Here is a 22,927-nt window from a genome sequence, read left to right as displayed (position 1 = left end):
ATTAAGAGAGCGAAGGCGGAGACTCCCATGCAGACGCCGGACGGCCTTTACGTCTTCCTCGGCCCCACCCTGCCCCGCGCCGACGCGGCGCGGTACCTGGACGCCACCTATCTGCCGCCGGTCGCCCAGGGCGACGTCATCCGGCTGTGCGAGCGCAAGCCGCGGGCGATCGGCATCGTGGACGGCTATTTCGGAAACATCCCCTCCGTCTGGCACAAGGAGATCCTGCACGCCATCCACCAGGGGGTCGCGGTGTTCGGGGCATCCAGCATGGGGGCCCTGCGCGCCGCGGAACTGCATCCCTTCGGCATGATTGGTGTCGGCGCCGTCTTCGAAGCCTTCCGCGACGGGCGGCTGGAGGACGACGACGAGGTGGCGGTGATCCACGGCCCGGCGGAACTCGGCTATCCCAGCCTGTCCGAGGCCATGGTGAATATCCGCCGCACCTTGGCCGACGCCGCGCAGGAGGGCGTCGTCCCCGCGGCCACGGCGCGGCGGCTGGAGGCGATCGCCAAGGCCCTGCCCTATCGCGAGCGCGGCTTTGGCGGGGTGTTCCGCCTCGCCGCCGCCGAGGGGCTGCCCGAGGAGGAACTTGCCGATCTCCGCAACTGGCTGCCCACCGGACGGTGCGACCAGAAGCGGGAGGATGCGCTGGACCTGCTCCAGACCATGCGCCGCTGGGCCGCGGGCGGCGCGCGTGCGCCGGAGGCGCGTTTCCATTTCGAGCACACCGTCCTGTGGGACCGCGCCCTGCGGGACGGCGGGCGTTGCCAGACGGGGAATCCGCTGGACTGATCGTCCGCCGGGTGCCATCAACGGTTCGACGGCACTCAACCGGGACCGCGAACGCCATGGCCTTGCTGAAGGACGTCGCCGGCATCCTGCGGCGCAACCGAATGTTGGGCGTTCTCGACGACGCCCGGATGCAGGAACTGGTCGCGCTGGGCCGGGTGTCGCGGTTCAGCGAAAACCAGACCGTGTTCAGCAAGGGCGATCCCGGCGATTGCCTGTACGCCATCATGAAGGGACAGATCGCCGTCTCGACCTCGTCCGAGGACGGCAAGACGATGCTGCTCAACATCCTGAACCCCGGTGACGTGCTGGGGGAAATCGCCTTGATCGACGGCAAGGACCGCACCGCCGGGGCCACCGCGCTCCGCCCGGCGGAACTGTTCCGCATCGACCGTCCGGAATTCATCTCCTTCCTGGAACGGCATCCCTCCCTGTGCATCCGGATGATGGGCGTGCTGTGCGAACGGCTGCGCTGGGTGTCGGAGAACATCGAGGATGCGGTGTTCCACGACGTGCCGCGCCGGCTGGCCCGGCGTATCCTGTTGCTCGGCGACACCTATGGGCAGAAGACCCCCGCGGGCTTGCGGATCAACCAGCCCGTGTCACAGGAAGCCCTGGCGGCAATGTTGGGTGTTACCCGCGAGATGGTGAACAAAAGCCTGCGTGCACTGCGCAACTCAGGCGCTATTACCTATAACAAAGGTTTTATTGTCGTCACCAATCTGTACATGCTGAAGGATATGGCGGGAGAGTCGGGTGACGTGCCGTAAGGCCACCCTGCACGTCTGGGGAGTTTTATCGTCGCAAATTTTTTCAATCGCGCTATATTGGCTGCGTGACTTAAAACACGGCTGACATTCAAGGAATACAGGGCTATGTCGGGTCAGGATTCACGGGCGTCCAACGCACCATCGCCGCTGAGCGCCATCCCGCTGGTGGCGCGCACCGTCAAGCTGTTCGGACGTCCGACACAGCTTCGCCTGGAGCCCTCCTACTGGGAAGCGTTGGACGACATCTGCCACCGGGAAGACCTGACCGTGGATGAGTTGTGCAGCGATCTCAAGGACCGCCTTGATTCGCAGTCCCAACGGTCGCGCGGGGTCGCCGTTTCGCTGGCCAACGCGGTCCGTGTGTTCATCGTCGGCTACTACCGCAAGGCGGCGACCGAGAAAGGTCACGACCGCGCCGGCCATGGCCGCGGCGATCCCTTCGTCAGCACCCCCTTCGACCTGCCTCCGGCCCAGCCGGCCAAGGAAGGCTGATTCCCTGGCGGCATCCCGCTGAACCGCGCGTGTGCCGACAACGGGACGGTTTCAACAACGCGCCTGTGAGGAATCGCCGCGTCCGATTGAACGACGCAACGTCCGGCTTGCGCCGCGACGGGATTTGGTGTGTTGATCGGTCCAGCGGCATAGCCATGGTCGGCTGACCGGGCCATCCGTGGGCCGCCCCTCCCGTCCACCGCGGAGCCGACCGTTCATGAGCGGGACCCAGCCTTCCGCCATCAGACCGACGTTCACTCGCTGGCTCCGGGACCGTTCCTTCCTGTCCGGCCTGACCGCCCTGCTGATCCTGATGGCGGTTCTGGGCACGGTGATGCGCCACAACTACCTGCTGTTCCATCTCTGCGCAGAGTTGTTCGCTGTCGCCGTCGCCATGACGATCTTCACGATCGCCTGGAACACGCGGGATACGAACCAATCACCCTTCCTCGCCTTCGTCGGCCTGTCCATGCCGGGCATCGCGCTGCTGGACCTGCTGCACGCCATCGCATTTCCCGGCATGAACGTCATCGGCGAGGCCAGCGCCAACCAATCCACCCAACTCTGGATCGCCGCCCGCGGCCTTCAGGCCGCGGTCTTCCTGGCCGCGCCGCTGCTGACGGAGAAGCGGTTGCGCACGGGCGACGTGCTGTTGATCCAGGCCGCGGTCGTGGCCTGCACCCTGCTGTCGATCTTCACCTTCGGCATCATGCCGGACAGCTTCGTTCCGGACGTCGGGCTGACCCCCTTCAAGGTGGGCGCCGAATACGCGTTCAGCACCGCGGCGGTCGTCGCCTGCCTGCTGCTGTGCCGCAAGCGCCGGCAGTTCGAACCCAGGGTGTTCGGCCTGACCTTCGCCGGCATCGCCCTGCTGGCCCCGCAGGAGCTGATCTTCACGCTCTACACCGATCCCCACGGGGCGATGAACGCGCTGGGGCATTTCATCAAGATCCTGTCCTTCTACCTGCTGTACCGGGCGATCATCGTCACCGCCCTGCAGAATCCCTACGATCTCGCCTTCTACCGGATGCGCCGCAGCGAGGAGGCCCTGCGCGATCATCTGAGCGGGCTCGAATCGCTGATCGCCACCCGCACCGCCGAGCTGCGCGAGAGCGAGGCGCGCTGGCGGGCGCTTCTGGAATGCTCCAACGACTGGTTCTGGGAGACCGACGAGCGCGGGCGCTTCACCGCCCTGTCGCCGCGCGCCCAGGAATCCACCGGGCGCGGCGGGGCGGAGCTTCTGGGCTTCACCCACGCCGACCTTCTGGACCGCAACCGTCCCGAGGAGGATTTCCCCGCCCTGACGGAGGCCCTGCACCGGCGGGAGCCCTTCCGCCGCCTCTCCTTCCCGCTGGCCTCGCCGGGAGGGGCCGCGCGCTGGGTGATGGTCAGCGGCACGCCGCGCTATGACGGCAACGGCACCTTCCTCGGCTACCGCGGCACCACCAGCGACATCAGCGCGCGGCGCCAGTCGGCGGAAGCGGCGCGGCAGAAGCAGACCATGGCGGCGCTCGGCAGCCTCGTCGGCGGCCTCGCCCATGAGATCAACAACCTGCTGCAACCGGTCATCAGCCTGTCCGATCTGGCCCGAGGCCGCGCCGGGGAGGATCGCAAGCTCCAGACCTACCTGAACGCCATCCACGACAGCGGGGTGAAGGCCCGCACGATCATGCGCGACGTCCTCCAGTTCGCCCGCGTCGAGGTGGCCGAGTCGCCGCCGGGCAACCTTGAGGAGGCCGTTCATTCGGCCCTGGAACTCGCCGCCCCCTCGATGCCGCCGTCCATCGGGACACGGACGCCGCTGGAATCCGACCTGAAGGCGGTGACGATCACCGCGACCGAACTGACCCAAGTCCTCCTCAACCTGATCCAGAACGCCCGCGATGCCATGCCGCAGGGCGGCACCCTGACCATCGGCGCCCGTTCCCTGAGCCTGAAGGAGCGGGACGCGTCCCGCCGCCAGCTCGGCGAGGGCGACTATGTGCGGCTGACCGTGACCGACACCGGCACCGGAATGGACGAGGCGACCCGCCAACGCGTGTTCGATCCCTTCTTCACCACCAAGCCGGTGGGCAAGGGGACGGGGCTTGGGCTTTCGGTGGTGTATGGTATCGTACGGAACGGGGGTGGCGACATTCTGGTCGAGAGCGCCCCCGGACGAGGAACGTCCTTCATCATCGACCTGCCCACCGCCCTGACCGGCGGTCCGGGCCAAACGACACATGGGATGCTGGTTCATGGCGAAGGTGCTGGTCGTTGAGGATTCGGCCGCCGTGCGGCTGGCGGTCACCGAGGTGATCGAACAGGCGGGCCATGAGGTCGTGGAGGCGGAAAACGGCCGCGTCGCCATCACCCTGCTGGACGGCGGCGCCGTCTTCGACCTGATCGTCACCGACGTGCTGATGCCCGAAGCCGACGGGGTGGAGGTCATCAAGGCCGCCCGCACCCGCAACCCCGGCGCTCAGGTGCTCGCCATGTCGGGCGGGGCGCCGAACCTGCCCGCCGGCTATGCCCTGAAGATGGCGGAGATGTTCGCGGCGGACGCCGTGCTCTACAAACCCTTCCTGAACGAGGAGCTGCGCAAGGCCGTCGCCCGCCTGCTGTCCGCGGCGGGGGAGTCCGCCGCCGGCTGACCGAAGACGGCGCCGTCCCGATGTGTCCTCCGATACACATTGTGTCCGGGATGCATCGCGGCGGCCATTGGTTCTCTTGACCGAAGTTATCCACAAAAAAGTGCATAAGATGGTGGATAAGGCTGTTGAACCTTCGGTTCCGCCTGCCCGCCGCGGGGGTCCTGGAAAAAGCCCCTGAAACGGCACCGATTCGGGGGACGCCACCCCGAACGGCCAGGACCGGCGCATCCCTTGCGCCCTCCGCTACCCCTAAGATGGTCTGGCCCGTTCCGCGTCGCCTCACCACTATGACACCATGCATGGCGATGGTGGAAAGGACGGCGCATGGCCCATTATCTCGTGACCGGCGGCTGCGGATTCATCGGATCGCATCTGGCCGACCGGCTGATCGGCGACGGGCACCGGGTCACCATCCTGGACGACATGAGCACCGGCCGGCTGGAGAACAAGCCGCTGCTGGCCAAGCTGGTGGTCGGCGACGTCGCCGATCCGGATGTGGTCCAACAGGCGATCCAGGGGGTGGACGGCGTGTTCCATCTGGCCGCGGTCGCCTCCGTCCAGCGCTCGCGCGAACTGTGGGCGGAAACCCACCGCACCAACCTGTCGGGCACCGTCACCGTCTTCGAGGCGGCGCGCAGCGCCCGCAACGGCAACCCGGTGCCGGTGGTCTACGCCTCCTCCGCCGCGGTCTATGGCGACAACACGGCCACCCCGCTGCGCGAGGACGCCACAACGCGCCCGCTGTCCGCCTACGGCGTGGACAAGCTGGGCTGCGAGCTGCACGCCAACGTCGCTTGGACCATCCACGGGGTGCCGACGACGGGCTTCCGCTTCTTCAACGTCTACGGACCGCGGCAGGACCCGTCCTCCCCCTATTCCGGGGTGATCTCGATCTTCGCCCGCCGGGTGGCGCAGGGCGAGGACGTGACGATCTTCGGTGATGGCGAGCAGGTGCGCGACTTCGTGTTCGTCGGCGACGTCGTGCGCTTCCTCGTCAAGGCGATGGAGCGCCAATCCCAGGGGGCGGAGGTCTTCAACCTGTGCACCGGCCGCCCGACCTCGCTCCTGATGCTGCTGGAGGTCTTGCAGGAGCTGTGCGCCAGCCGGGTGCGCCGCCTGCACCAGCCGGCGCGGGCGGGCGACATCCGCGTATCGATCGGCGACCCGGCCCGGCTGCGCGCCACCTTCGGCGAAGGCTGCCGGTTTGGCCTGCTGCAGGGGCTGAGCGCGACCCTGACCGGGGAGATGCCGCGGTAAACCCGCGGCCCTCGCCTTAGACGTCGCGGCTTTCCAACCGGGGCAGCCCGACCACTTTCAGGCGGCTTTCGCTGAGTTCACCCACTTGATCGAGGATCGGCAGGGCGACCGCGGCGACGTGGGCGTTGATACGCTTCAGGTCGCGCAGGATGTCGAGCACCAGGGCGCTGGTCTCGATGCTGGCGGCGTCACCGCGGCGCACGCGGTCGAGGTGGCGGGCGGTGGCGGTGCGCTCCAGCGCCCGCACCGCGTCCTTCCCCGCGATGAGCTGCCGGGCCAGCCGCCGGTCCTCGCCGATCAGAATGCCGAGCGCCGTGCGCAGGTTCTCCACCGTGCGGCGGTGCAACTCCTCCACCTCCCGGAAATCCTCCGGCGCGAAATGCAGGTGGTGGCGGATGCGCTTGGCGGCGAGTTCCATCAGGCTCTTGTCGATGATGTCGCCGATGTGCTCCAGGTTGATGGCGAAGGCCATCAGGTCGTCGACCCGCCGGGTCTCCTCGGCGTCGAGATGGCGGCGCCCCAGCTTGGCGAGGTAGAGCTTGAGCGCGGTGTGCAGCCGGTCCACCCGGTCGTCGGCGCGGCTGACCTCGGCGATCGGGCGTTCGTCGTTCTGGCGCAGGGCGGTCAGGCTGCGGCGCAGCATGTCCTCCACCAGATCGCCCAACCGCAGAGTTTCGCGCACGGCGCCCGCGATGGCGACGGAAGGGGTCTCCAGCGCCGACTCGTCGAGATGCCGGGGCGTCGCCGCATCCTCCCCCGCGTCCTCCGGTTGGGGCAGCAGCCCTTCGGTCAGCCGGGCGAGCGGCGTCACCAGCGGGAGGAAGAGCAGGGCCAGCGCCGCGTTGAACGCGACATGCGCGCTGACCACCGCCGTCAGCGGGGCCATGCCGGCCAGGAAGGACGCCGCTAGCGGCACCAGCGGCAGGGCGAGGAGCGCCCCGCTCACCCGGACCAGCAGATTGCCCAGCGGCACCCGCCGCGCCATCGCTCCGTCCGCCGACGTCGCCAGCACCGCCGGGATGGCGCCGCCGAGATTGGCGCCCAGGACCAGCGCGACCGCCGTCTCGGTCCCGATCACCCCCGCGCTGGCCAGGGATCCCGCCAACATCACCGTGGCGAGGCTGGAATGCACCGCCGCGGTCAGCGCCGCCGCGACGATCAGGGCGAACAGCGGCTCGCCGCCCAGCGCCTCCAGCATCGCCTGGACCAGCGCCGATTCCCGGACCGGCAGGGTGGCCGCACCGAGCAGCTTCAGGGCGAGCAGCATCAGCCCGATGCCGACCAGAATGCGGGCCAGCGCCCGCCGCCCGCGATGCTCGCCGCCCAGCGCGTGCAGCGCCCCGCCGAACAGAAGCAGGCAGGGCGACAGCCAGTGCAGGTCGATGGCGAGCAGCCGGGCGACGAGGCTCGTCCCGACATCGGCGCCCAGCATCACCGCCAGCGCCATGGAGGTGGTCATGAAGCCCTGCCCGGCCATCGAGGCGGTCATCAGCGCGGTCGCCGTGCTGCTCTGCACCGCGATGGTGGCGGCGACGCCGGCCAGGAAGGCGGCCAGCCGATTGCGCGTGCCGTAGCCGACCCAGCGGCGGACCGCCGCCCCACCCCACCGGAAGACGCCCGTCCGCACCAGCCGCAGCGCCCACAGCAGCAGCGCCACGGCGCCGAGGATGTCGATCAGGACCAGGGTGGGTGAGACGGCGGCGGTCGTGATGGCGGGCCTCCCGGCGTGTGGGCCTCAACAACAGGACGATGGAGAGTGGGACGTCATGAAAACGTAACAATCGCAGGGCGCAACCTGATCCCCCGCGAAAGACGTATCCCTTTTGCCGGGATGCGATCCTTACCCCCGCGTCACCAACCCGATGCCCAGCGCCACCGGCAGAATGCCCAACAGGTCCCAAGGCTGCACCGTTTCACCCAGCAGCAGCCAGCCGAACAGCATGCCCAAGGGCGGCATCAGGAAGTGATAAGCGCTGGCCTCCGTGGCGCTCGTCCGCTGCAGCAGGCGGAACCACAGCAGGTAGCCGCCGATCGACACCACCAGCGCCTGGTAAACCAGCGACCCGGCGAAGCCGGCGGTCAGCCGGATCGACCCGGCGTCCTCCAGCAGCAGCCCGATGGGCAGCAGCGCCAGCCCCGCCGTCAGCACCTGCACGCCGGTTCCGGCGAGCAGGCCCGTCCGCGGCGCCAGCCGCTTGAACAGCAGCGTTCCCGCCGACAGCGCCACCAGCGCGCCGACCGCCAGCACGATGCCCAGCGGCGCGTCCGTCCCGCTGCCCAGCCGCCCGCGAACCACCAGCGCCACCCCGGCCACTCCCAGCGCCAGCCCCAGCGCCTTGCGCCGGTTCATCGCCTCGCCCAGCAGCAGGGCGGCCAGCGCCGCGGTCAGCACCGGGTTGGCGCTGACGATCAGCGCCGTCAGGCCGGAGGAAACGTAGGTCATACCGCTGTAGCTCAGGCCCAGATAGAGCGCATGGTTGAGCAGACCGAGCAGCGCCAGCAGGCCGAGGGTCCGCCCGGCCATCCCCCGATACTCGCCCCGCCACGCCGCGACGGCGGCCAGCAGCGCCCCGGCGATCAGGAAGCGAAAGGCCAGCAGCAGCAGCGGCGGGCAGTCGGCCAAGCCGATCTTCCCCGCGGCGAAGGCCGAACTCCAGGCGAGGCAGAAGGGCACGACCAGGGCGAGCGGCGCCGCCCGCGGGTCGGTCAGGGGTAAGGGGTGCGTGGCGGCGTGTGTCATGGCCGGTCCTCTCCCATGCGGAATGGTGCGCGTTAGGGAGAGGATGGCGCGGAGCCTTTCCATTTGGAAATTGGATGATATCATCCATTGCATTCGAAACCTGAATGGTCGGTCCGATGCGCGAGATGGATCTGGGCCTGTTGCGCACCTTCGCCTCGGTGGTGGACGCCGGCGGCTTCACGCGGGCCGGGGAGCGGGTGCACAAGACGCAATCGACGGTCAGCCAGCAGATCCGCCGGCTGGAGGAGCAGGTCGGCCTGCCGCTCCTCGACCGCAACAACCGCGCCGTCGCGCTGACCGACGACGGCGAGCGGCTGCTCGGCTACGCCCGCCGTCTGCTGGCGCTGAACGACGAGGCCAACGCCGTCCTGTCCGGACGACCGGCGGCGGAGGTGGTGCGGCTGGGTGTGCCGGAGGATTACGCGGTGGAGCGGCTGCCCCGCCTGCTCGCCGACTTCGCGCGGGCGAACCGGCGGCTGCGTCTGGACGTGCGCTGCGACCTGTCGGTGCGGCTGCGCGCGGACGTGGAGTGCGGCGACCTCGACATCGCTCTGGTCAAGCAGGAACCCGGCCGCCCCGGCGCGCTGCGCGCGTGGCGGGAGCCGCTCTGCTGGGTCGGCCCGGCGGCAGAGGACCTGCACCGCGAGGACCCGCTGCCGCTGGTGCTGTTCCCGCAGGGTTGCGTCTACCGCAACCGCGCGGTGCATGAGCTGGAGCGCGCCGGACGGCGCTGGCGGGTCGCCTATTCCAGCCCCAACCACGCCGGGGTGCGCGCCGCGGTGTCCGGCGGGCTGGGCGTCAGCGTGCTTCCCCACAGCGCCCTGCCTGCCGGAGCGCGCTTCCTGGGCGTGGCGGACGGCTTGCCCGCGCTGCCGGAGACGGAACTGGCGCTGCTGACCGGAAGCACGGCGCGGGGTGCCGGGGTGGAGATGGTCACCGGTCTGCTGATGGAGAGCCTTCCGGAGCCGGTGTGGGCGTGACGGGGCTGCCCGGCACGACCACTCCTCTCGCACCGTTGCGCCACGTCCCCAAAGCGCCATAGAACAGCCCAGGAACCATATCCAGGTATGGCGAAGAACAGGGTTGAGGGACCAGGGGCATGGCGCGACGGAGAAGCGGAGCACCGCGGGGCGGCCGGAGGGGCCGTCCGCTGACGCTGGGCGGGCTGGTCGCCGTTCTGCTGGTGCTGGCCGCGGTCTATGCGGCGGAGCGCTTCCACCTCGTCCCGCCCGGCACGCTGGATTCCATCTTCGGGGAGGAGAAGACCCAGCGCCAACGGCCCATCCCCCGTCCCGTCCCCGACACCAGCATCGACTACGCGGCGGTCGCCGCCCAGCTCGACCGCATCCGGGTGGAGGAGGAGCGCCGCCGCGGCTATGTGCGGGACGAGTGGCCGCACTGGCTGACCATCGACTCCAAATGCCTGAACACGCGCGAGCAGGTGTTGATCCGCGATTCCGTAAAGCCGGCGAAGCTTTCGGCCAACGGCTGTTCGGTGCTGTCCGGCGTGTGGAACGATCCCTACACCGGCGAAACCTTCACCGAACCAAAGCAGGTGGACATCGACCACCGCGTGCCGCTGGAGGAGACCTACGCCAGCGGCGGCTACGACTGGCCGCGGGAGAAGCGCGCGGCCTACGCCAACGACCTGAGCGACCCGCTGACCCTCGTCACCGTCTCGGCCGCGGCAAACCGCGCCAAGGGCTCGAAGGGGCCGGAGGACTGGCTGCCGCCGCGCGAGGAGTACATCTGCGCCTATGTGGCGGGCTGGATCGCCGTGAAGGCGCGCTGGGAGCTGACCATGGACGAGCGGGAGCGCGTCACCGTCGGCAACATCCTGTCCGACTGCCGCCGCACCGCCGTGGGGAACCGGCCGGCCCGCTGACCGGCCTTTCCAACAATTCCATGCGCCGGTATGCGCGGCGTCCCCTGATGTCGCTTTTGAAACCTAGCCAAACTTGATAGAACCTTCGTATGCGGTCTTCCTGACGGAACGGCGGCGGGGTGTCGAGGGGAGCGGCCGGACGTCATGGCGAGGGAACGCGGTCTGCGGACGACGGTGGCTCTGACCGGCGCCGTTCTGGTCCTTGGCGTCTCCGTCGTGCTGGCGGGACTGACCGGCCTGCGCTCCCGCGAGCGGATCGAGAGCGAGATCGGTCACTCCCTGGCGGAGGCCGCCCACAACATGGCCGACCGGCTGGACCGCTCCATGTGGTCGCGCGCCAGCGAGATCGGCATGCTGGCCAAGCTCGGCATCACACCGGCCATGGACGACCCGGTCCGGCTGCGCTGGCTGCTGGAGCAATTCCAGGAGTTCTTTCCGACCATGTCCTGGATGGGTGTGACCGACACCAAGGGCAAGGTGCTCGCCGCCACCGGGGGATTGCTGGATGGCGTGGACATTTCCAAGCGCCCGGTCTTCCAAAACGGGCAGAAAACGCTGTTCGTCGGTGACGTGCACGACGCGGTGATGCTGGCCTTCCTGCTGCCGAACCCGACCGGCGAGGCCATGAAGTTCGTGGACATCTCCACCCCCGTGCACAACGAGCGGGGCGAGGTCGTCGGTGTGCTGGCCACGCATCTGAGCTGGGAATGGACGCGCGAGATCCGCCGCTCCCTGCTCGACACCATGCGGGGCCGCGCGGAGCTGGAGCTGATCGTCGTCGCGGCGGACCGCACGGTGCTGCTCGGCCCCCGCGAGCTGCTCGGCACCACCCTGGACATCGAGGCGGTGCGCAGCGCGCAGAAGAACGAGAGCGGCTGGGTCGTCGAGCGTTGGCCGGACGGCGAGCGCTATCTGACCGGCTACGCCTACGGCAACGGATACATGAATTATCCGGGGCTGGGCTGGAGCGTGGTGGCCCGCCAGCCGCTGGCCGTCGCCTACGCCCCGGCCACCGCCCAGATGGTCGAGACGGTGCTGGCCGGCGGCGCCATGGTTCTGCTGTTCAGCGCGCTCGGCTGGATGGCCGCCGGGCGGGTCACCCGGCCGCTGCGCCGCATCGCCCAGGCGGCGGAGCGCATCCGCAGCGGCGAGCGGGGAGCGGAAATGCCCGTGCTGGCCGGCAGCGCCGAGATCACCTCGCTGTCGGCGACGCTGCGCGATCTGGTGGACGGGCTGACCCACCGCGACGCCGCCCTGGTTCGGCTGGAGGACATCGCCTATCAGGACCGGCTGACCGGCCTGCCGAACCGCCGCTATTTCGAACAGTATGTGGAAGCCACGACCGCCGGCAACGGCTCTGCCGCCTTCCTCTACATCGATCTGGACGGCTTCAAGCCGGTGAACGACCGGCTGGGCCACGACGCGGGCGACCTCGTGCTGCGTCAGGTGGGGGAGCGACTGGCCGCTTGCTTCCGCGGCGACGACGTGGTGGCCCGGCTGGGCGGCGACGAGTTCGCCGCTGTGCTGCCGCAGCGCGCCGGCGCCGAGCCGCCGGACCTGGACGGGCTGGCCCGCCGCATCATCGATGCGGTGAACGAGCCCGTCAGCATCCAGGGCGAGGCGGTGCGGGTCGGCTGCTCCCTCGGCATCGCGCTGTGGCCCGAGGATTCGCCCGACGTGACGGAAGCCCTGCGCCGCGCCGATCAGGCGCTCTATCTGGCCAAGCGCGCGGGCCGCAACCGCGGCGTCCGCTGGACGGCCGACCTGCCGCCCGCCCCCGCCGAAAGCCAGGGCATAGCCGGCGAGGCGGCGAAGAACCCGGCGTCCTAGGCCCCGCGGCCAAGCCTCCGCCAAGCGGGGAACCGCGTCCGGCGGGCGTCCGGCCAGCGGTGGGTAAGGCCGTTGCACGCTGGAGCCTTGGCCCTTTTCTGCCGTTTCATGTCCATCGGAGCACGACTCGGACGGCCATGGCGGGAGATTGGAAGATGAGCCTCGACACCAAGGGACAGCGGGCCCGCATGCTGCGTCTGCTCGCCGTCGTCGAGCATTACGAGCGCAACAGCGCTGCCGGCGCGCAGCTGATGCGGGGCACGCGCTACGAACTGGCCGTGCAGGCCACCGACGTGAACGGCGACCGCTGCCTGTTTCCCGCTTGCAACTGTGCCCAGGCCGACTGCTCGCGCCAGCCGCCCGCCGGCCCGCAGCTCAGCTGGTGCGGTCCCCGCGGTGGTTGGAAGATGAGGTGAGCGTCCGCAAGGGATGATCAGTAGTGGGGCGGGGGCGGCTCGTCCTGCGGCGCGCGGGGCACGCCGGACTCCAGCTCCGCGATCCGGTCGCGCAGGCGGCGCATCTGCGCCGTCATGAGATCGATGGTCCGCCCCTGCTCGAACAGGACGGCGGACATCTCCTCGGCCATGCGCTCGTGATGGGCGAGGCGGGATTCCAGCTCGGTCAGGCGGTTTTCGGCGTCCATGAATGGCCCTGCGGGTCGCGGAAGGGAAAGACCTTTAGAACCGCTCCGCTCGCCAAGGCAAGATCAATGCTGCATCAATGCAGCCGGCCTTGGGCGACCACCCAGCGCTCGACGATCTGAAGCGCCTGCGGCACGTCCAGTTCCGGATGATGCCAGCGCAGAACCACCGTTGCCGCCTCCAGCGCGTGGCGGTCGGGGCGCCCGCAATCGACCAGCTCGCGGTAGGCGCGCTCCACCACCGGGCGGCAGCCGCAGACCGCCGCCTCGCAGGCGGCGAAACGCTCCGCCGGATCGTGCTCCGGCCCGCTTCTCCGCTCCGCCGCCATCAGGCTGTCTCCGGACCTTTGCGCTGGATGCGGCGCCCGAAGATCTCCAGCCGCTGCCCGATCATGTCGAAGCCGAGATGGCGGGCGATGCGGGTGACGGCGGCCTCCAGCTCCGGGTCCTGGAACTCCACCACCTCGCCGGTCTCGATGTCGATCAGGTGGTGGTTGGTGGTCGCCGCGCGCCTCCTCGTAGCGGGCCCGCCCGTCACCGAAATCGTGGCGCTGGATGATCCCGATCTCCTCGAACAGCCGCATTGATCGGTAGACGGTCGCCAGGCTGATGCCGGCGTCGATCGCCGCCGCGCGGCGGTAGACCTCCTCCACATCGGGATGATCGGCGGCTTCCGACAGGACGCGGGCGATGATCCGGCGCTGGCCGGTCATCTTCAACCCCCGCTCGGCGCAGGCGCGTTCCAGACGCGACGGCAGGGCTTCTTCGGGCGTGGTCACGGGGCCGGTCCTTTCCGATGCCTAACCCATGGACTCCAAGAGATGGAGAGGAAAGTCCGCAAGGACAACGGTCTTCCGTAAGAGCGGCCGTAAGACCTGCCTTTGGACCTGGACCAATGGCCGACACCCCAGCCCATGGCATCGGGCGGAAAGTCATCCGGGGGCAGACGGACACATCCATTGCGCCGCCGCATCACCGCCCGATACCCCGGATGACCCGGACGGGTTCCCCCACCGGGACTCCGCAATCCACCTTCCGCCACCGCGTTTTTTGTCACAGTCGTCCGTACATGATGCAGACGCAGAAGCACAGGATAGATCGGATGAGATCAAAGTTTTCGAGACGTCGATCCAATCCCATTTTTTTTACGTAGACATTTGAAGCCGCCCCTTCATCAACATCCCCCAGGGAAGACCGAGCCCATGGACATGAGGACTCTTGTTGAGGACGACGGCGACACCATCGACATCACGTTGCAGCCTTTAGAAAATCCCGGCAAACTTGAAGAGCTTTGGACCGATCTGGAGCAGCGCGCCGACGGGTCCTTCTTCCTGGGCTGGCAGTGGATCGGCAACTGGCTGGCCTCCCTGCCCCGCGGCACGCGGCCCCACGCGCTGGTCGCGCGGCGCGGCGAGCAGGTCGTGGGGCTGGCGCTCCTCTGCCCGCGCACACAGTGGCGCTTCGGTCTGCTGCGCACGCGCTGCTGGCTGCTGCACGAGACGGGGGAGCGGACCTTCGACCGGCTGTTCGTGGAGTACAACGGCATCCTCGCGGACCGGAACTGCGCGGACGCGGTGCTGGCCGCCTGCTTCGACTGGCTGGGGCAGCGCCTGACCAATTGGGACGAACTGGTGCTGGGCGGGCTGGAGCCCGAAGCGGAAGCGGCGGTGCGGCTCGCCGCGGCGCGGCAGGGCCACGCGCTGCAGGTCCGGGTGGCCGACAGCTGCCAGTGGGTCGATCTGGAGGGCGTGCGCCGCCAGGGTGCCGGTTATCTCGCCAGCCTCGGTAAGAACACCCGCGCCGCGGTGCGCCGGGCCATGCGGCTCTACGCGGAGCGCGGCCCGCTGACCTACCGCGTCGCCGCGACGGCGGACGAGGCTCTGGAGGACTTCCACGCCATGGAGATCCTGCATCAGGCGAGCTGGAACGCCCGCGGTCAGTCCGGCGCCTTCTCGAACCCGGCCTTCCGCCCCTTCCACGAGCGGCTGATCGCCGGCGGCGTGCCGGCGGGGACGGTGCGGCTGTGCCGGGTCAGCGCCGGGGACACGGTCATCGGCTATCTCTACAACTTCGTCCATCGCGGGCGGGTGATGAACTACCAGGGCGGTTTCGCCTACGAGGCCGACAACCGGCTGAAGCCCGGTCTGGTCGCCCACGTCCTGGCCATCGAGGACACGCTGGCCCGCGGCGAGGACTGCTACGACTTCATGTCCACCCCGGCGGGGCACAAGCCGCTGCTGTCCAACACCGAGCAGCCGATGAACTGGATCGCGCTCGGCCCCGACCGGCTGAGCCGCCAGATCGACACCCGCCTGCGCCGCGTCAAGGCTGGGCTGGCCGACCGGATGAGGCGGCTGATCCGCAGCCCGCTGCCCCTGATGAACCGCTGACGCCGCCGGAACCGAAGCCGCAACCGCAGGGCCGCCGACCGGGCGGTTGGAGGATGCCGAGAATGAAGAACACTGCCGCCGCCGCTGAGACTTCCGCCGCCAACTCCGCCTTGGCCTGCGTGATGGGCGATATGGACATGGTGCGCCCGCTGGGGCTGGCCGGTCTGCGCTGCGCCGTGGTCACCCATCCCGGTGCCGCCGCCCTGCATTCCCGCTTCACCAGGGACGCCATCCTGTGGGACGACCCGGCGTGCAACCCGGACGGGTTGGTTGAGGTGATGATGGCCTTTGCCAAGGACCAGCCGGAAAAGCCGGTCCTCTACTATCAGGACGACACTCAGCTCCTGCTCGTCTCGCGCAACCGTATCCGGCTGGCCGAGGGCTTCCGCTTCGCCATCGCCGACGCCGAGCTGGTGGAGGATCTGGTGGACAAGGGCCGCTTCCAGGCGCTGGCCGAGCGGCTGGACCTGCCCGTCCCGGCGACCCGCCGCCTCTCTCCGACCCGCGAGGCCGCACCCGACGTGGTGGACCTGCGCTTTCCCCTGATCGTCAAGCCGCTGACCCGCCGCCGGGTGTGGGACGAGGCGGACGGCTTCGCCAAGGCCATCCAGGTCGATTCCGCGGACGAGCTGCGCGCCCTGTGGCCTCGGCTGGCGACGGTCGGGCTGGACCTGCTGGTGCAGGAGATGATCCCCGGCCCGGAGACCCGGATCGAGAGCTACCACGTCTATGTCGACGAGCGCGGCGGCGTGGCCGGGGAGTTCACGGGGGCCAAGATCCGCACCTACCCGCTCGCCTACGGGCACAGCACCGCCCTGACCATCACCGACGCGCCGGATGTGGCGGCGCTCGGCCGCTCGCTGACCGAACGGCTGGGGCTGCGCGGCGTCGCCAAATTCGACTTCAAGCGCGCCCCGGACGGCTCGCTGCATCTGCTGGAAGTCAACCCGCGCTTCAACCTGTGGCACCATCTGGGGGCGGTGGCCGGAGTGAACCTGCCGGCGCTGGTCCACGCCGACCTTCTGGGCTTGCCGCGCCCGGCGGTGGGCAAGGCGCGGGCCGGAGCGCGCTGGTGCCACATCACCAAGGACCGTCTGGCCGCCAAGGACAGCGGCCTGTCGATGGCCGCGTGGCTGCCCTGGGTTCTGGGCTGCGAGGCCAAGGCCATCGCGCTCGACGACCCCATGCCCTTCCTGCACAACCAGTTGGCCCGTTTCCTGCCGTCGCGCGCGCCGCACGACACGCCCGACGGCGCCATGAAAGCCCAGTGAGGGTGCCGCGGCGATGAGGATCGGTATCCTGTCGGACATCCACGCCAATCTTGAGGCGCTGGAGGCCACGCTGGCCGACATGAGCGGCGCCGGGGTGGAGCGCGTCGTCTGCCTGGGCGACGTGGTGGGCTACAACACCGACCCGTCGCCCTGCATCACCCTTCTGCGCGAGGCCGGCGCGGTCTGCGTCGCCGGCAACCACGACCGCGCGGTGACCCGCCAGATTCCCACCGACGGCTTCAGCGTCCGCGCCATCCGGGCCATCGCCTGGACGCGCAAGCGCCTGCCGCCGGAGGACGTCGCGTGGCTGTCCGCCCTGCCGCTGAAGATCAATGTCGGCGAGCATCTCGTCGCCGTTCACGGGGCCTTGCATGTGGACCGGGGCTGCGAGTTGGTCCGGCTGAACAGCGACGACCGGATGCGGCGCACGGCGCAGGCCCTGCTCGCCCACCCCTCCGGCGCCCGCGTCTGCGCCTATGGGCACACGCACCGGCTCGGCATCCACGAATACCGCAATGGGGAGCTGTGGGAGCACGATTCCGACAGCGAGGTCGCCCTGCGCGGCGGCTCCTGTTACCTGCTCAACCCCGGCACAGTGGGGGAACCGCGGACGGAGGAGCGGCGGGCGACCTGGATGCTGTTCGACACCGACCAACGGACGGTGAGCGTGCGGCGGGTCGCCTACGACGACCGGGCGGCCTTCGACAAGACGCGCCGGGCGGGGATCGAACCGCGGCGCCTGTTGTCCATTCCGGCACCGTTGCGCGCCGCCCTTCAAGGCGGGCTGCGGCGGATAGGGATTTACGAGATGGTGCGGCGGGTCATCAACTCGTGACCCGTTTCCTCATTGAACCGTCGCCAGCATCAGCAGCGACGCGCCGAGCGGCAACAAGGCGAGCAACAGCTTGAGCATGGGTCCGGCCATCGGGGTCTCGTATGGGGGCTTCAAACGCGCGCGACTGTAGCCGGACGGCGGGCGAATTTCTGTGACAAATCCTACAACCCAGCCATCCGTTCCCGTGTCCTGAAAAATTTTCCTTTTGATCCAATCTCTCGGAAAATCCGTATCAACTCTTTGGTGCTATCGTCGGTTCCGCCGCAGGGCAGGCTTTCGGCAACCGGCGGCATCCAACGAGTCTTCGACGACACGGACCGGCGGGAGTGTGAACAATGAATTGGTTCCGAAACGCCAAGGTCGGCCTTCGGCTGATGCTGAGCTTCTCCAGCATCCTGGTGCTGATGGTCGCCCTGGCGGCCATCGCCATCTACAAGGTCAACAGCATCAACGACAGCCTTTCCACGATCAACGACGTCAACAACGTCAAGCAGCGCTACGCCATCAACTTCCGCGGCAGCGTGCATGACCGGGCGATCAGCCTGCGCGACGTCACGCTCCTGTCCGACGCCGCCGCGCTGAAGGCCGAGCTTGCCACCATCGACCGGTTGGCCGCCGACTACGCGCGCTCGGCCGAGCAGCTGGACCGCATGTTCGCCGCCGGCACCCACATCACCGCCAAGGAGCGGGAAATCCTCGCCTCCATCAAGGAGACGGAGGCCAAGACCCTGCCGCTGGCCCGCGGCGTCATCGAGGCGCGCCAGGCCGGCGACGCCACCCGCGCCGTCAAGATACTGGTCGAGCAGGCCCGCCCCGGCTTCACCGAGTGGCTGGCCCGCATCAACGCCTTCATCGACCTTCAGGAGGCCGAGAGCCAAGCGGTGGCGAAGCACGCCCGGACGGTGTCCGAGAGCTTTCAGGTGCTGATGATCTCGCTGTGCGCGGTGACCGTCCTGCTCGGCGCCGGACTCGCCTGGTGGTCGATCCTGACGGTACGGCCGCTGCGCCGGCTGACCGACACGACGCTGAAGCTGGCCGAGGGCGACCTGTCCATCGCGGTGCCGCAGGCGACCAGCCGCGACGAGGTCGGCGAGATCATCCGCGCCGTCCAGGTCTTCAAGGACAACATGGTCCGCGCCCGCAGCATGGAGTCGGAGAAGGAGGAGACGGAACGCCGCGCCGAGGCCGAGAAGCGCGAGGCGATGAACGGGCTGGCCGACCAGTTCGAGCGCAGCGTCGGCTCCATCGTCGAGCTGGTGTCCCACGCCGCCGCCGAGCTGGAGGGCGCCGCCCAGACGCTGAACGCGACCATGGAGCGCGCCAACGATCAGGCCGGCACCGTCGCCGCCGCGGCGACCCAAGCGACCGCCAACGTGGAATCGGTGGCCACCGCCTGCGGGGAACTCGCCGGGTCGGTCAGCAGCATCGGCCAGCAGGTCCGCCAGTCCGCCGACATCGCCAACCGAGCCGTCCGCAACGCCGAGGACACCCAGGCGACCGCGGAAGGTCTGGTCAGCACGTCGCAGAAGATCGGGGAGGTCGTGCAGCTCATCAACTCGATCGCCCAGCAGACCAACCTGCTGGCGCTCAACGCGACCATCGAGGCGGCGCGCGCCGGCGAGGCCGGCAAGGGCTTCGCCGTGGTGGCGAGCGAGGTGAAGAATCTCGCCAACCAGACGGCCAAGGCGACCGAGGACATCACCGCCCAGATCGCCGGGGTTCAGGACGTGACCCTCCGCACCGTCCAGTCGATCCGGGAAATCGCCCAGGTCATTGGGGAGAGCAGCCAGATCGCCGACGACATCGCCCAGGCGGTGGAGCAGCAGGGCATCGCCACTCAGGAGATCGCCCGCAACGTCCAGCAGGCCTCGGCGGGCACCGCGGAGGTGTCGGGCGCCATCGTGCAAGTCAGCGGCGCCGCCTCGCAGGGCGGAACCGCCGCGGGCCGCGTTCTGGGCAGCGCGCAGGAACTGAGCCGCTCCGCCGCGCGTCTGCGGACGGAGGTCAGCGGCTTCCTCGCGAAGGTCCGCGCGGCGTAACGAGGCGCTTTATTCCCTCTCCCCCTGGGGAGAGGGTTAGGGTGAGGGGGTTGCGCGTGGCGCCGTCCGGCAAAAGCGCAACCCCCTCACCGGCCCTTCGGGCCACCCTCTCCCCAGAGGGGAGAGGGCTATACCGGACCGCCCCACACGCCCCCGGCCTTACGCCGGGGAGCGGTCCTTGTACTTCACGATGACGTACAGCGCGTGGATCATGCCCGGAATGTAGCCGAGCAGGGTCAGCAGCACGTTGATCCAGAACTGGGCGCCAAACCCCACCTGGAGGAAGACGCCGACGGGCGGCAGCAGAAGCGCCAGGATGATGCGTATGATGTCCATGCCGCGATAACGCTCCCGCCCCGCCCCCGGTTCCATCCACCCTTCGGTGATGCTCAGCCCAGCAGGCCGATCTGGTCGAAGGGCAGAGGATCGAATCCGTGCTGGTACACCGCGGAGCCCGCCACCGGCGCGAAGTTGTCATGCGCGGCATCGGTGAATTGCGGGTCGAAGGTGAAGGCCCCCTTGTCGTAGCCGGCGGCCTGCCACTGCGCCAGCGTGCCCGTGGCGCCGTTCGCCATCACCTGCGGCCAAGCCTGGAACAGCGCCTCGTTGGGGTCGAGGTCGGCGTAGAAGTTGCCGGTGAAGGTCCCCGCCGTCCTCGGCCCGTCGAGGGCCACCGCCCGGCCGTCGCCGGCGTCCACGATGTTCTGGGTGATGGTGTTGTTCGCCATCGGCGTGCCCTTCCAGCCGCCCCAGCCGACGCTCTGCTGCAGGCCGATCTGGGTGCCCAGATTGTCGGCCAGGATGTTGTCGGTGACCGTGTTGTTCCATCCGCCGTGCAGGAAGATGCCGCCGACGTTGTCGTGGACGACGTTGCCCTTCACCGTGGTGCCGCTGGTCCAGTCGTCCAGATAGATGCCCCAGCTCACCAGCTTGGTCGGGTCGAGGAAGGTGGGGGAGACCTTGCCGTCCCAGGTCACGTTGCCGAAGGCGGTGGTGCCCGACACCTCGTTGTAGGCCACCGTGTGGCCGGCCAGATCCTGCTGGCGGTTGATCAGGTAGATGCCGCCGCCGTCGCTGGTCTCCTGGTTGGCGCCGACGATCTTGTTGTGGGTGATGGTCGCCCGGTAGGTGGCGTCGCCCGAGGCCTGGACGGAGCCGACCGCGATGGCCTTGCCCGGCGTGTCCTCGATCTGGTTGTGGGTGATGGAGACGTCGTTGCTGCCGTTCACCCACAGCGCGTCGCCGCCGTGGTCGACGGCGCTGGCGTGCTGGATCAGGTTGTCCGACACCTTGGTGAAGTTGGACCCCGCCTTGACGTAGACCGCCTCGCGTCCGGTCTCGGCGAAATGGTTGCCGGTGACGGTGCTGTTGGCGCTGCCCTCCACCGTGATGCCGTAGCCGGTGTTGGTGACGGTGTTGTTCTTGAAGGTCAGCCCGGCGGCGTTGTTGGCGTAGACCGCATGGCCGTCCGGCGCGCCGTCGGTCAGGGTCAGCCCCTCGATCGTCACGTTCTTCGCACCGCCCAGCCCGATCAGCACGGGAAGCTGGGCCGCCACCACCTTGTGCCCGGCGACCGCCCCGCCCTCCGGCTTGAACAGCACTTGGCTGGACGCCTTGTCGAAGAACCACTCCCGCGCGGTGTCGAGCTGGTCCTTGCCGTTGAACAGGTAGAAGCGGCTGCCGGCGCCGAGCGCGTCGTAGGTGCCCTGGGCCAGCGTGATGGTGTTGCTGCCGTAGTCGATGCTCTTCACCGGCACGGTCATGTTGTCGTAGCCGTGCTGGCTGAAGACGCTGACCATCAGCCCGTCCGTGCTCGAATAGGTCGGAATCGCCCCCGCCTTGAAGCCGAACTGGGTGGAGGCGTTGGCCCCGGCCTTGGTGGCGATCAACCAGCCGCCATCAATGGGGTGGCTGGGGTCGGCGTTGGGCGTGCGGGCCACCGTCTGCCGATCGCCGTCCATCGACAGGTCGAGCACCGCCTTGGACCCGCCGGGGAGCTGCGCGCTGTAGAGGCCGTTGCCACGCGACACCCAGTTCTCGACCAGGGAGCCACCGTGGAAGACCGGCTTCTCGCTGCCGTAGGCGGCGAAGCGGACCCCGCTGTCCTGGCCGTCCAGCCAGAGCATGTCCTTCATGTAGTAGTCGCCGCCGCGGACGTAGGTCACGTCGATGTTCGGGTCGGCGCGCATGGCGTCACGCGCGGCGGTCAGCGTCGCCTTCGGCCCATCGGTGCCGTTCGCGTTGGGGGCGGCCAGCTTGCCCGACCAGCTGTCCTTGCCGTTGGTCGCCACGAAAATCGCCGGCCCGGTCGGCGCGGGCGACGGCGTGGGATTCGGAGCGGGAGTCGGGGTCGGCGTGGCCGTGCCGGTGGCGAAGAAGCTCTTGTCGGCGTCCACCACCAGCGTGCCGTTCCACCACAGGCCCGACTGGCCCTTGACCACGTCCTTCCCGTCGAGCGCGCCCTTGTCGTAGGCGACGATGCTGTCGGTGGCGGAGACGGACTTGCCGTTGATTGTGACCTTGTTGACGATCAGCGAGCGGTCCTGCCCGTTCACCACGGCGTCGTTGTCATACTGGATCTGCACCTTGTGCGCCTGGTCCGGTGCGACGTTGGCGGTGAAGCTGTAGTCCTTGGCCGCGGTGCCGACCGTGCCCTCCCCCACCTTCTTGCCGTCGACCATCAGGTTGAAATGCGCGTTGGTGCCGCCCGCCGCGATGCCCTGCGCGTTCACCACGAAGGTCGAGGTTCCGGCGACTGGCGCCGCCGGGGCGGCGGGGAAGTCGGAGGCCGGGGTGTCCACCACCAGCGTGCCGTTCCACCACATCCCGGATTGGCCCTTGACCACGTCCTTCCCGTCGAGCGCGCCCTTGTCGTAGGTGACGTTGGCGTCGGTCGGCTTGTGGGTCTTGCCGTTGATGGAGACCCCGCTGACGATCAGCGAACGGTCCTGGCCGTTCACCATGGCGTCGTTGTCGTATTGGATCTGCACCTTGTGCGCCTGCGCCGCGGTGACCGGCACCGTGAAGCTGTAGGCGGTCGGGCTGGTGGCGTTGACGGTTGCCTGGCCCACCTCGACGCCGTCGATCAACAGGCGGAAATGCGGCCAGATGCCTCCGGCGGACTGCCCATAGGCACTCACGACAATCTTGGCGTCGGTCTTGCCCGTGGTGGTCGATGCCATTGGATGGTTCCCTCGCTCTTATGCTCAACGGCGGCGAGCATGGCGGGGCCGGCCGGACATTTGTGCGCCATTTTGATAACAGGCGAGGGCCACCGGGTCCGTGCTTCTATCCGCCACCGCCTATGACGGGAGAGGCGGTTGAACGGGAGTGATACGCACCAAAGCGCAGGC

Annotated in this window: 20 protein-coding genes and 1 pseudogene; 14 read left to right on the top strand and 7 right to left on the bottom strand. The window is 68.9% G+C overall.

Annotated features, from left to right (window positions below):
• Positions 1–27: 27 nt before the first annotated feature.
• The 6 genes from H1Q64_RS22230 (at position 28) to H1Q64_RS22205 (ending at position 5,944) form a co-directional block, all read left to right on the top strand.
• The gene (locus tag H1Q64_RS22230) at positions 28–795 is read left to right on the top strand and encodes a TfuA-like protein (protein ID WP_237905638.1); all 768 of its coding nucleotides are present in this window, start codon (positions 28–30) and stop codon (positions 793–795) included.
• A gap of 56 nt (positions 796–851) precedes the next feature.
• Positions 852–1,562 (top strand): Crp/Fnr family transcriptional regulator, encoded by a 711-nt coding sequence (locus H1Q64_RS22225; protein WP_014197664.1) that lies wholly within the window; start codon positions 852–854, stop codon positions 1,560–1,562.
• A 105-nt stretch (positions 1,563–1,667) separates the two neighbouring features.
• The gene (locus tag H1Q64_RS22220; protein WP_237905637.1) at positions 1,668–2,054 is read left to right on the top strand and encodes a ribbon-helix-helix domain-containing protein; all 387 of its coding nucleotides are present in this window, start codon (positions 1,668–1,670) and stop codon (positions 2,052–2,054) included.
• Positions 2,055–2,271: 217 nt separating this feature from the next.
• Entirely contained in the window at positions 2,272–4,314 is a 2,043-nt protein-coding gene (locus tag H1Q64_RS22215) for an MASE3 domain-containing protein (RefSeq protein WP_237905636.1), read from the top strand.
• Positions 4,292–4,687 carry a response regulator gene (locus H1Q64_RS22210; RefSeq protein WP_237905635.1) on the top strand — a complete coding sequence of 132 codons (396 nt, stop codon included), beginning with the start codon at positions 4,292–4,294 and terminating at the stop codon, positions 4,685–4,687. The genes H1Q64_RS22215 and H1Q64_RS22210 overlap by 23 nt, the downstream gene beginning before the upstream one ends.
• A gap of 324 nt (positions 4,688–5,011) precedes the next feature.
• On the top strand, positions 5,012–5,944 hold the full coding sequence (locus H1Q64_RS22205; protein WP_237905634.1) for an NAD-dependent epimerase/dehydratase family protein: 933 nt from the start codon (positions 5,012–5,014) through the stop codon (positions 5,942–5,944).
• Between the two features lie 16 nt (positions 5,945–5,960).
• Here H1Q64_RS22205 and H1Q64_RS22200 read toward each other — a convergent pair whose 3' ends face one another.
• Both H1Q64_RS22200 and H1Q64_RS22195 read right to left on the bottom strand, forming a co-directional pair.
• Entirely contained in the window at positions 5,961–7,619 is a 1,659-nt protein-coding gene (locus H1Q64_RS22200) for a Na/Pi cotransporter family protein (RefSeq protein ID WP_269145401.1), read from the bottom strand.
• A 165-nt stretch (positions 7,620–7,784) separates the two neighbouring features.
• Positions 7,785–8,684, bottom strand: a complete 900-nt coding sequence (locus H1Q64_RS22195) for a DMT family transporter (RefSeq protein WP_237905632.1) — start codon at positions 8,682–8,684, stop codon at positions 7,785–7,787.
• Between the two features lie 116 nt (positions 8,685–8,800).
• On the opposite strand from H1Q64_RS22195, the gene H1Q64_RS22190 reads away from it, so the two are divergent.
• The 4 genes from H1Q64_RS22190 (at position 8,801) to H1Q64_RS22175 (ending at position 12,815) form a co-directional block, all read left to right on the top strand.
• Complete coding sequence (locus H1Q64_RS22190) at positions 8,801–9,664, top strand: LysR substrate-binding domain-containing protein (RefSeq protein ID WP_237905631.1); 864 nt, start codon at positions 8,801–8,803, stop codon at positions 9,662–9,664.
• A gap of 119 nt (positions 9,665–9,783) precedes the next feature.
• On the top strand, positions 9,784–10,569 hold the full coding sequence (locus H1Q64_RS22185; RefSeq protein ID WP_237905630.1) for an HNH endonuclease family protein: 786 nt from the start codon (positions 9,784–9,786) through the stop codon (positions 10,567–10,569).
• Between the two features lie 144 nt (positions 10,570–10,713).
• Positions 10,714–12,399: a GGDEF domain-containing protein gene (locus H1Q64_RS22180; RefSeq protein WP_237905629.1), complete on the top strand. Its 1,686-nt coding sequence runs from the start codon at positions 10,714–10,716 to the stop codon at positions 12,397–12,399.
• Between the two features lie 137 nt (positions 12,400–12,536).
• Positions 12,537–12,815 (top strand): hypothetical protein, encoded by a 279-nt coding sequence (locus tag H1Q64_RS22175; protein ID WP_041812334.1) that lies wholly within the window; start codon positions 12,537–12,539, stop codon positions 12,813–12,815.
• 17 nt (positions 12,816–12,832) lie between these two features.
• Here H1Q64_RS22175 and H1Q64_RS22170 read toward each other — a convergent pair whose 3' ends face one another.
• From H1Q64_RS22170 to H1Q64_RS22160, 3 genes and pseudogenes are all read right to left on the bottom strand, one after another.
• Positions 12,833–13,042 carry a SlyX family protein gene (locus H1Q64_RS22170; protein WP_237905628.1) on the bottom strand — a complete coding sequence of 70 codons (210 nt, stop codon included), beginning with the start codon at positions 13,040–13,042 and terminating at the stop codon, positions 12,833–12,835.
• Between the two features lie 74 nt (positions 13,043–13,116).
• A complete protein-coding gene (locus H1Q64_RS22165) occupies positions 13,117–13,368 on the bottom strand; it encodes a hypothetical protein (RefSeq protein WP_237905627.1) in 252 nt (83 codons plus the stop codon).
• Positions 13,368–13,797: pseudogene (locus tag H1Q64_RS22160) on the bottom strand (Fur family transcriptional regulator). Before H1Q64_RS22160 ends, H1Q64_RS22165 begins: the two are co-directional and overlap by 1 nt.
• A 450-nt stretch (positions 13,798–14,247) precedes the next feature.
• Between H1Q64_RS22160 and H1Q64_RS22155 the strand changes: the two are divergent.
• The 4 genes from H1Q64_RS22155 (at position 14,248) to H1Q64_RS22140 (ending at position 19,574) form a co-directional block, all read left to right on the top strand.
• On the top strand, positions 14,248–15,429 hold the full coding sequence (locus H1Q64_RS22155) for a GNAT family N-acetyltransferase (protein WP_237905626.1): 1,182 nt from the start codon (positions 14,248–14,250) through the stop codon (positions 15,427–15,429).
• A gap of 62 nt (positions 15,430–15,491) precedes the next feature.
• Positions 15,492–16,700, top strand: a complete 1,209-nt coding sequence (locus H1Q64_RS22150) for an ATP-grasp domain-containing protein (RefSeq protein WP_237905625.1) — start codon at positions 15,492–15,494, stop codon at positions 16,698–16,700.
• 13 nt (positions 16,701–16,713) lie between these two features.
• Positions 16,714–17,535 carry a metallophosphoesterase family protein gene (locus H1Q64_RS22145; RefSeq protein WP_237905624.1) on the top strand — a complete coding sequence of 274 codons (822 nt, stop codon included), beginning with the start codon at positions 16,714–16,716 and terminating at the stop codon, positions 17,533–17,535.
• Between the two features lie 335 nt (positions 17,536–17,870).
• The gene (locus tag H1Q64_RS22140; RefSeq protein ID WP_237905623.1) at positions 17,871–19,574 is read left to right on the top strand and encodes a methyl-accepting chemotaxis protein; all 1,704 of its coding nucleotides are present in this window, start codon (positions 17,871–17,873) and stop codon (positions 19,572–19,574) included.
• Between the two features lie 159 nt (positions 19,575–19,733).
• Here the strand turns inward: H1Q64_RS22140 and H1Q64_RS22135 are convergent, their stop codons facing one another.
• Together H1Q64_RS22135 and H1Q64_RS22130 are read right to left on the bottom strand one after the other, a co-directional pair.
• Complete coding sequence (locus H1Q64_RS22135) at positions 19,734–19,910, bottom strand: YqaE/Pmp3 family membrane protein (protein WP_040134614.1); 177 nt, start codon at positions 19,908–19,910, stop codon at positions 19,734–19,736.
• A 53-nt stretch (positions 19,911–19,963) separates the two neighbouring features.
• The gene (locus H1Q64_RS22130; protein ID WP_237905622.1) at positions 19,964–22,756 is read right to left on the bottom strand and encodes a carbohydrate-binding domain-containing protein; all 2,793 of its coding nucleotides are present in this window, start codon (positions 22,754–22,756) and stop codon (positions 19,964–19,966) included.
• Between the last annotated feature and the right edge of the window lie 171 nt (positions 22,757–22,927).

The sequence above is a fragment of the Azospirillum brasilense genome, assembly GCF_022023855.1.
GTDB classification, from domain to species: Bacteria; Pseudomonadota; Alphaproteobacteria; order Azospirillales; family Azospirillaceae; genus Azospirillum; species Azospirillum brasilense_F.
The sequence above is the reverse complement of the archived record's forward strand: the minus strand, read 5'-3'. Positions and strand labels throughout refer to the sequence as shown.

Excerpts from the sequence above, each read along its gene's own strand:
- H1Q64_RS22180 (WP_237905629.1), top strand. The coding sequence starts at position 10,714 with ATGGCGAGGGAACGCGGTCTGCGGACGACGGTGGCTCTGACCGGCGCC.
- H1Q64_RS22185 (WP_237905630.1), top strand. The coding sequence starts at position 9,784 with ATGGCGCGACGGAGAAGCGGAGCACCGCGGGGCGGCCGGAGGGGCCGT.
- H1Q64_RS22150 (WP_237905625.1), top strand. The coding sequence starts at position 15,492 with ATGAAGAACACTGCCGCCGCCGCTGAGACTTCCGCCGCCAACTCCGCC.
- H1Q64_RS22220 (WP_237905637.1), top strand. The coding sequence starts at position 1,668 with ATGTCGGGTCAGGATTCACGGGCGTCCAACGCACCATCGCCGCTGAGC.
- H1Q64_RS22175 (WP_041812334.1), top strand. The coding sequence starts at position 12,537 with ATGGCGGGAGATTGGAAGATGAGCCTCGACACCAAGGGACAGCGGGCC.
- H1Q64_RS22205 (WP_237905634.1), top strand. The coding sequence starts at position 5,012 with ATGGCCCATTATCTCGTGACCGGCGGCTGCGGATTCATCGGATCGCAT.
- H1Q64_RS22190 (WP_237905631.1), top strand. The coding sequence starts at position 8,801 with ATGCGCGAGATGGATCTGGGCCTGTTGCGCACCTTCGCCTCGGTGGTG.
- H1Q64_RS22145 (WP_237905624.1), top strand. The coding sequence starts at position 16,714 with ATGAGGATCGGTATCCTGTCGGACATCCACGCCAATCTTGAGGCGCTG.
- H1Q64_RS22170 (WP_237905628.1), bottom strand. The coding sequence starts at position 13,042 with ATGGACGCCGAAAACCGCCTGACCGAGCTGGAATCCCGCCTCGCCCAT.
- H1Q64_RS22210 (WP_237905635.1), top strand. The coding sequence starts at position 4,292 with ATGGCGAAGGTGCTGGTCGTTGAGGATTCGGCCGCCGTGCGGCTGGCG.
- H1Q64_RS22130 (WP_237905622.1), bottom strand. The coding sequence starts at position 22,756 with ATGGCATCGACCACCACGGGCAAGACCGACGCCAAGATTGTCGTGAGT.
- H1Q64_RS22195 (WP_237905632.1), bottom strand. The coding sequence starts at position 8,684 with ATGACACACGCCGCCACGCACCCCTTACCCCTGACCGACCCGCGGGCG.
- H1Q64_RS22165 (WP_237905627.1), bottom strand. The coding sequence starts at position 13,368 with ATGGCGGCGGAGCGGAGAAGCGGGCCGGAGCACGATCCGGCGGAGCGT.
- H1Q64_RS22230 (WP_237905638.1), top strand. The coding sequence starts at position 28 with ATGCAGACGCCGGACGGCCTTTACGTCTTCCTCGGCCCCACCCTGCCC.
- H1Q64_RS22140 (WP_237905623.1), top strand. The coding sequence starts at position 17,871 with ATGAATTGGTTCCGAAACGCCAAGGTCGGCCTTCGGCTGATGCTGAGC.
- H1Q64_RS22155 (WP_237905626.1), top strand. The coding sequence starts at position 14,248 with ATGAGGACTCTTGTTGAGGACGACGGCGACACCATCGACATCACGTTG.
- H1Q64_RS22135 (WP_040134614.1), bottom strand. The coding sequence starts at position 19,910 with ATGGACATCATACGCATCATCCTGGCGCTTCTGCTGCCGCCCGTCGGC.
- H1Q64_RS22215 (WP_237905636.1), top strand. The coding sequence starts at position 2,272 with ATGAGCGGGACCCAGCCTTCCGCCATCAGACCGACGTTCACTCGCTGG.
- H1Q64_RS22225 (WP_014197664.1), top strand. The coding sequence starts at position 852 with ATGGCCTTGCTGAAGGACGTCGCCGGCATCCTGCGGCGCAACCGAATG.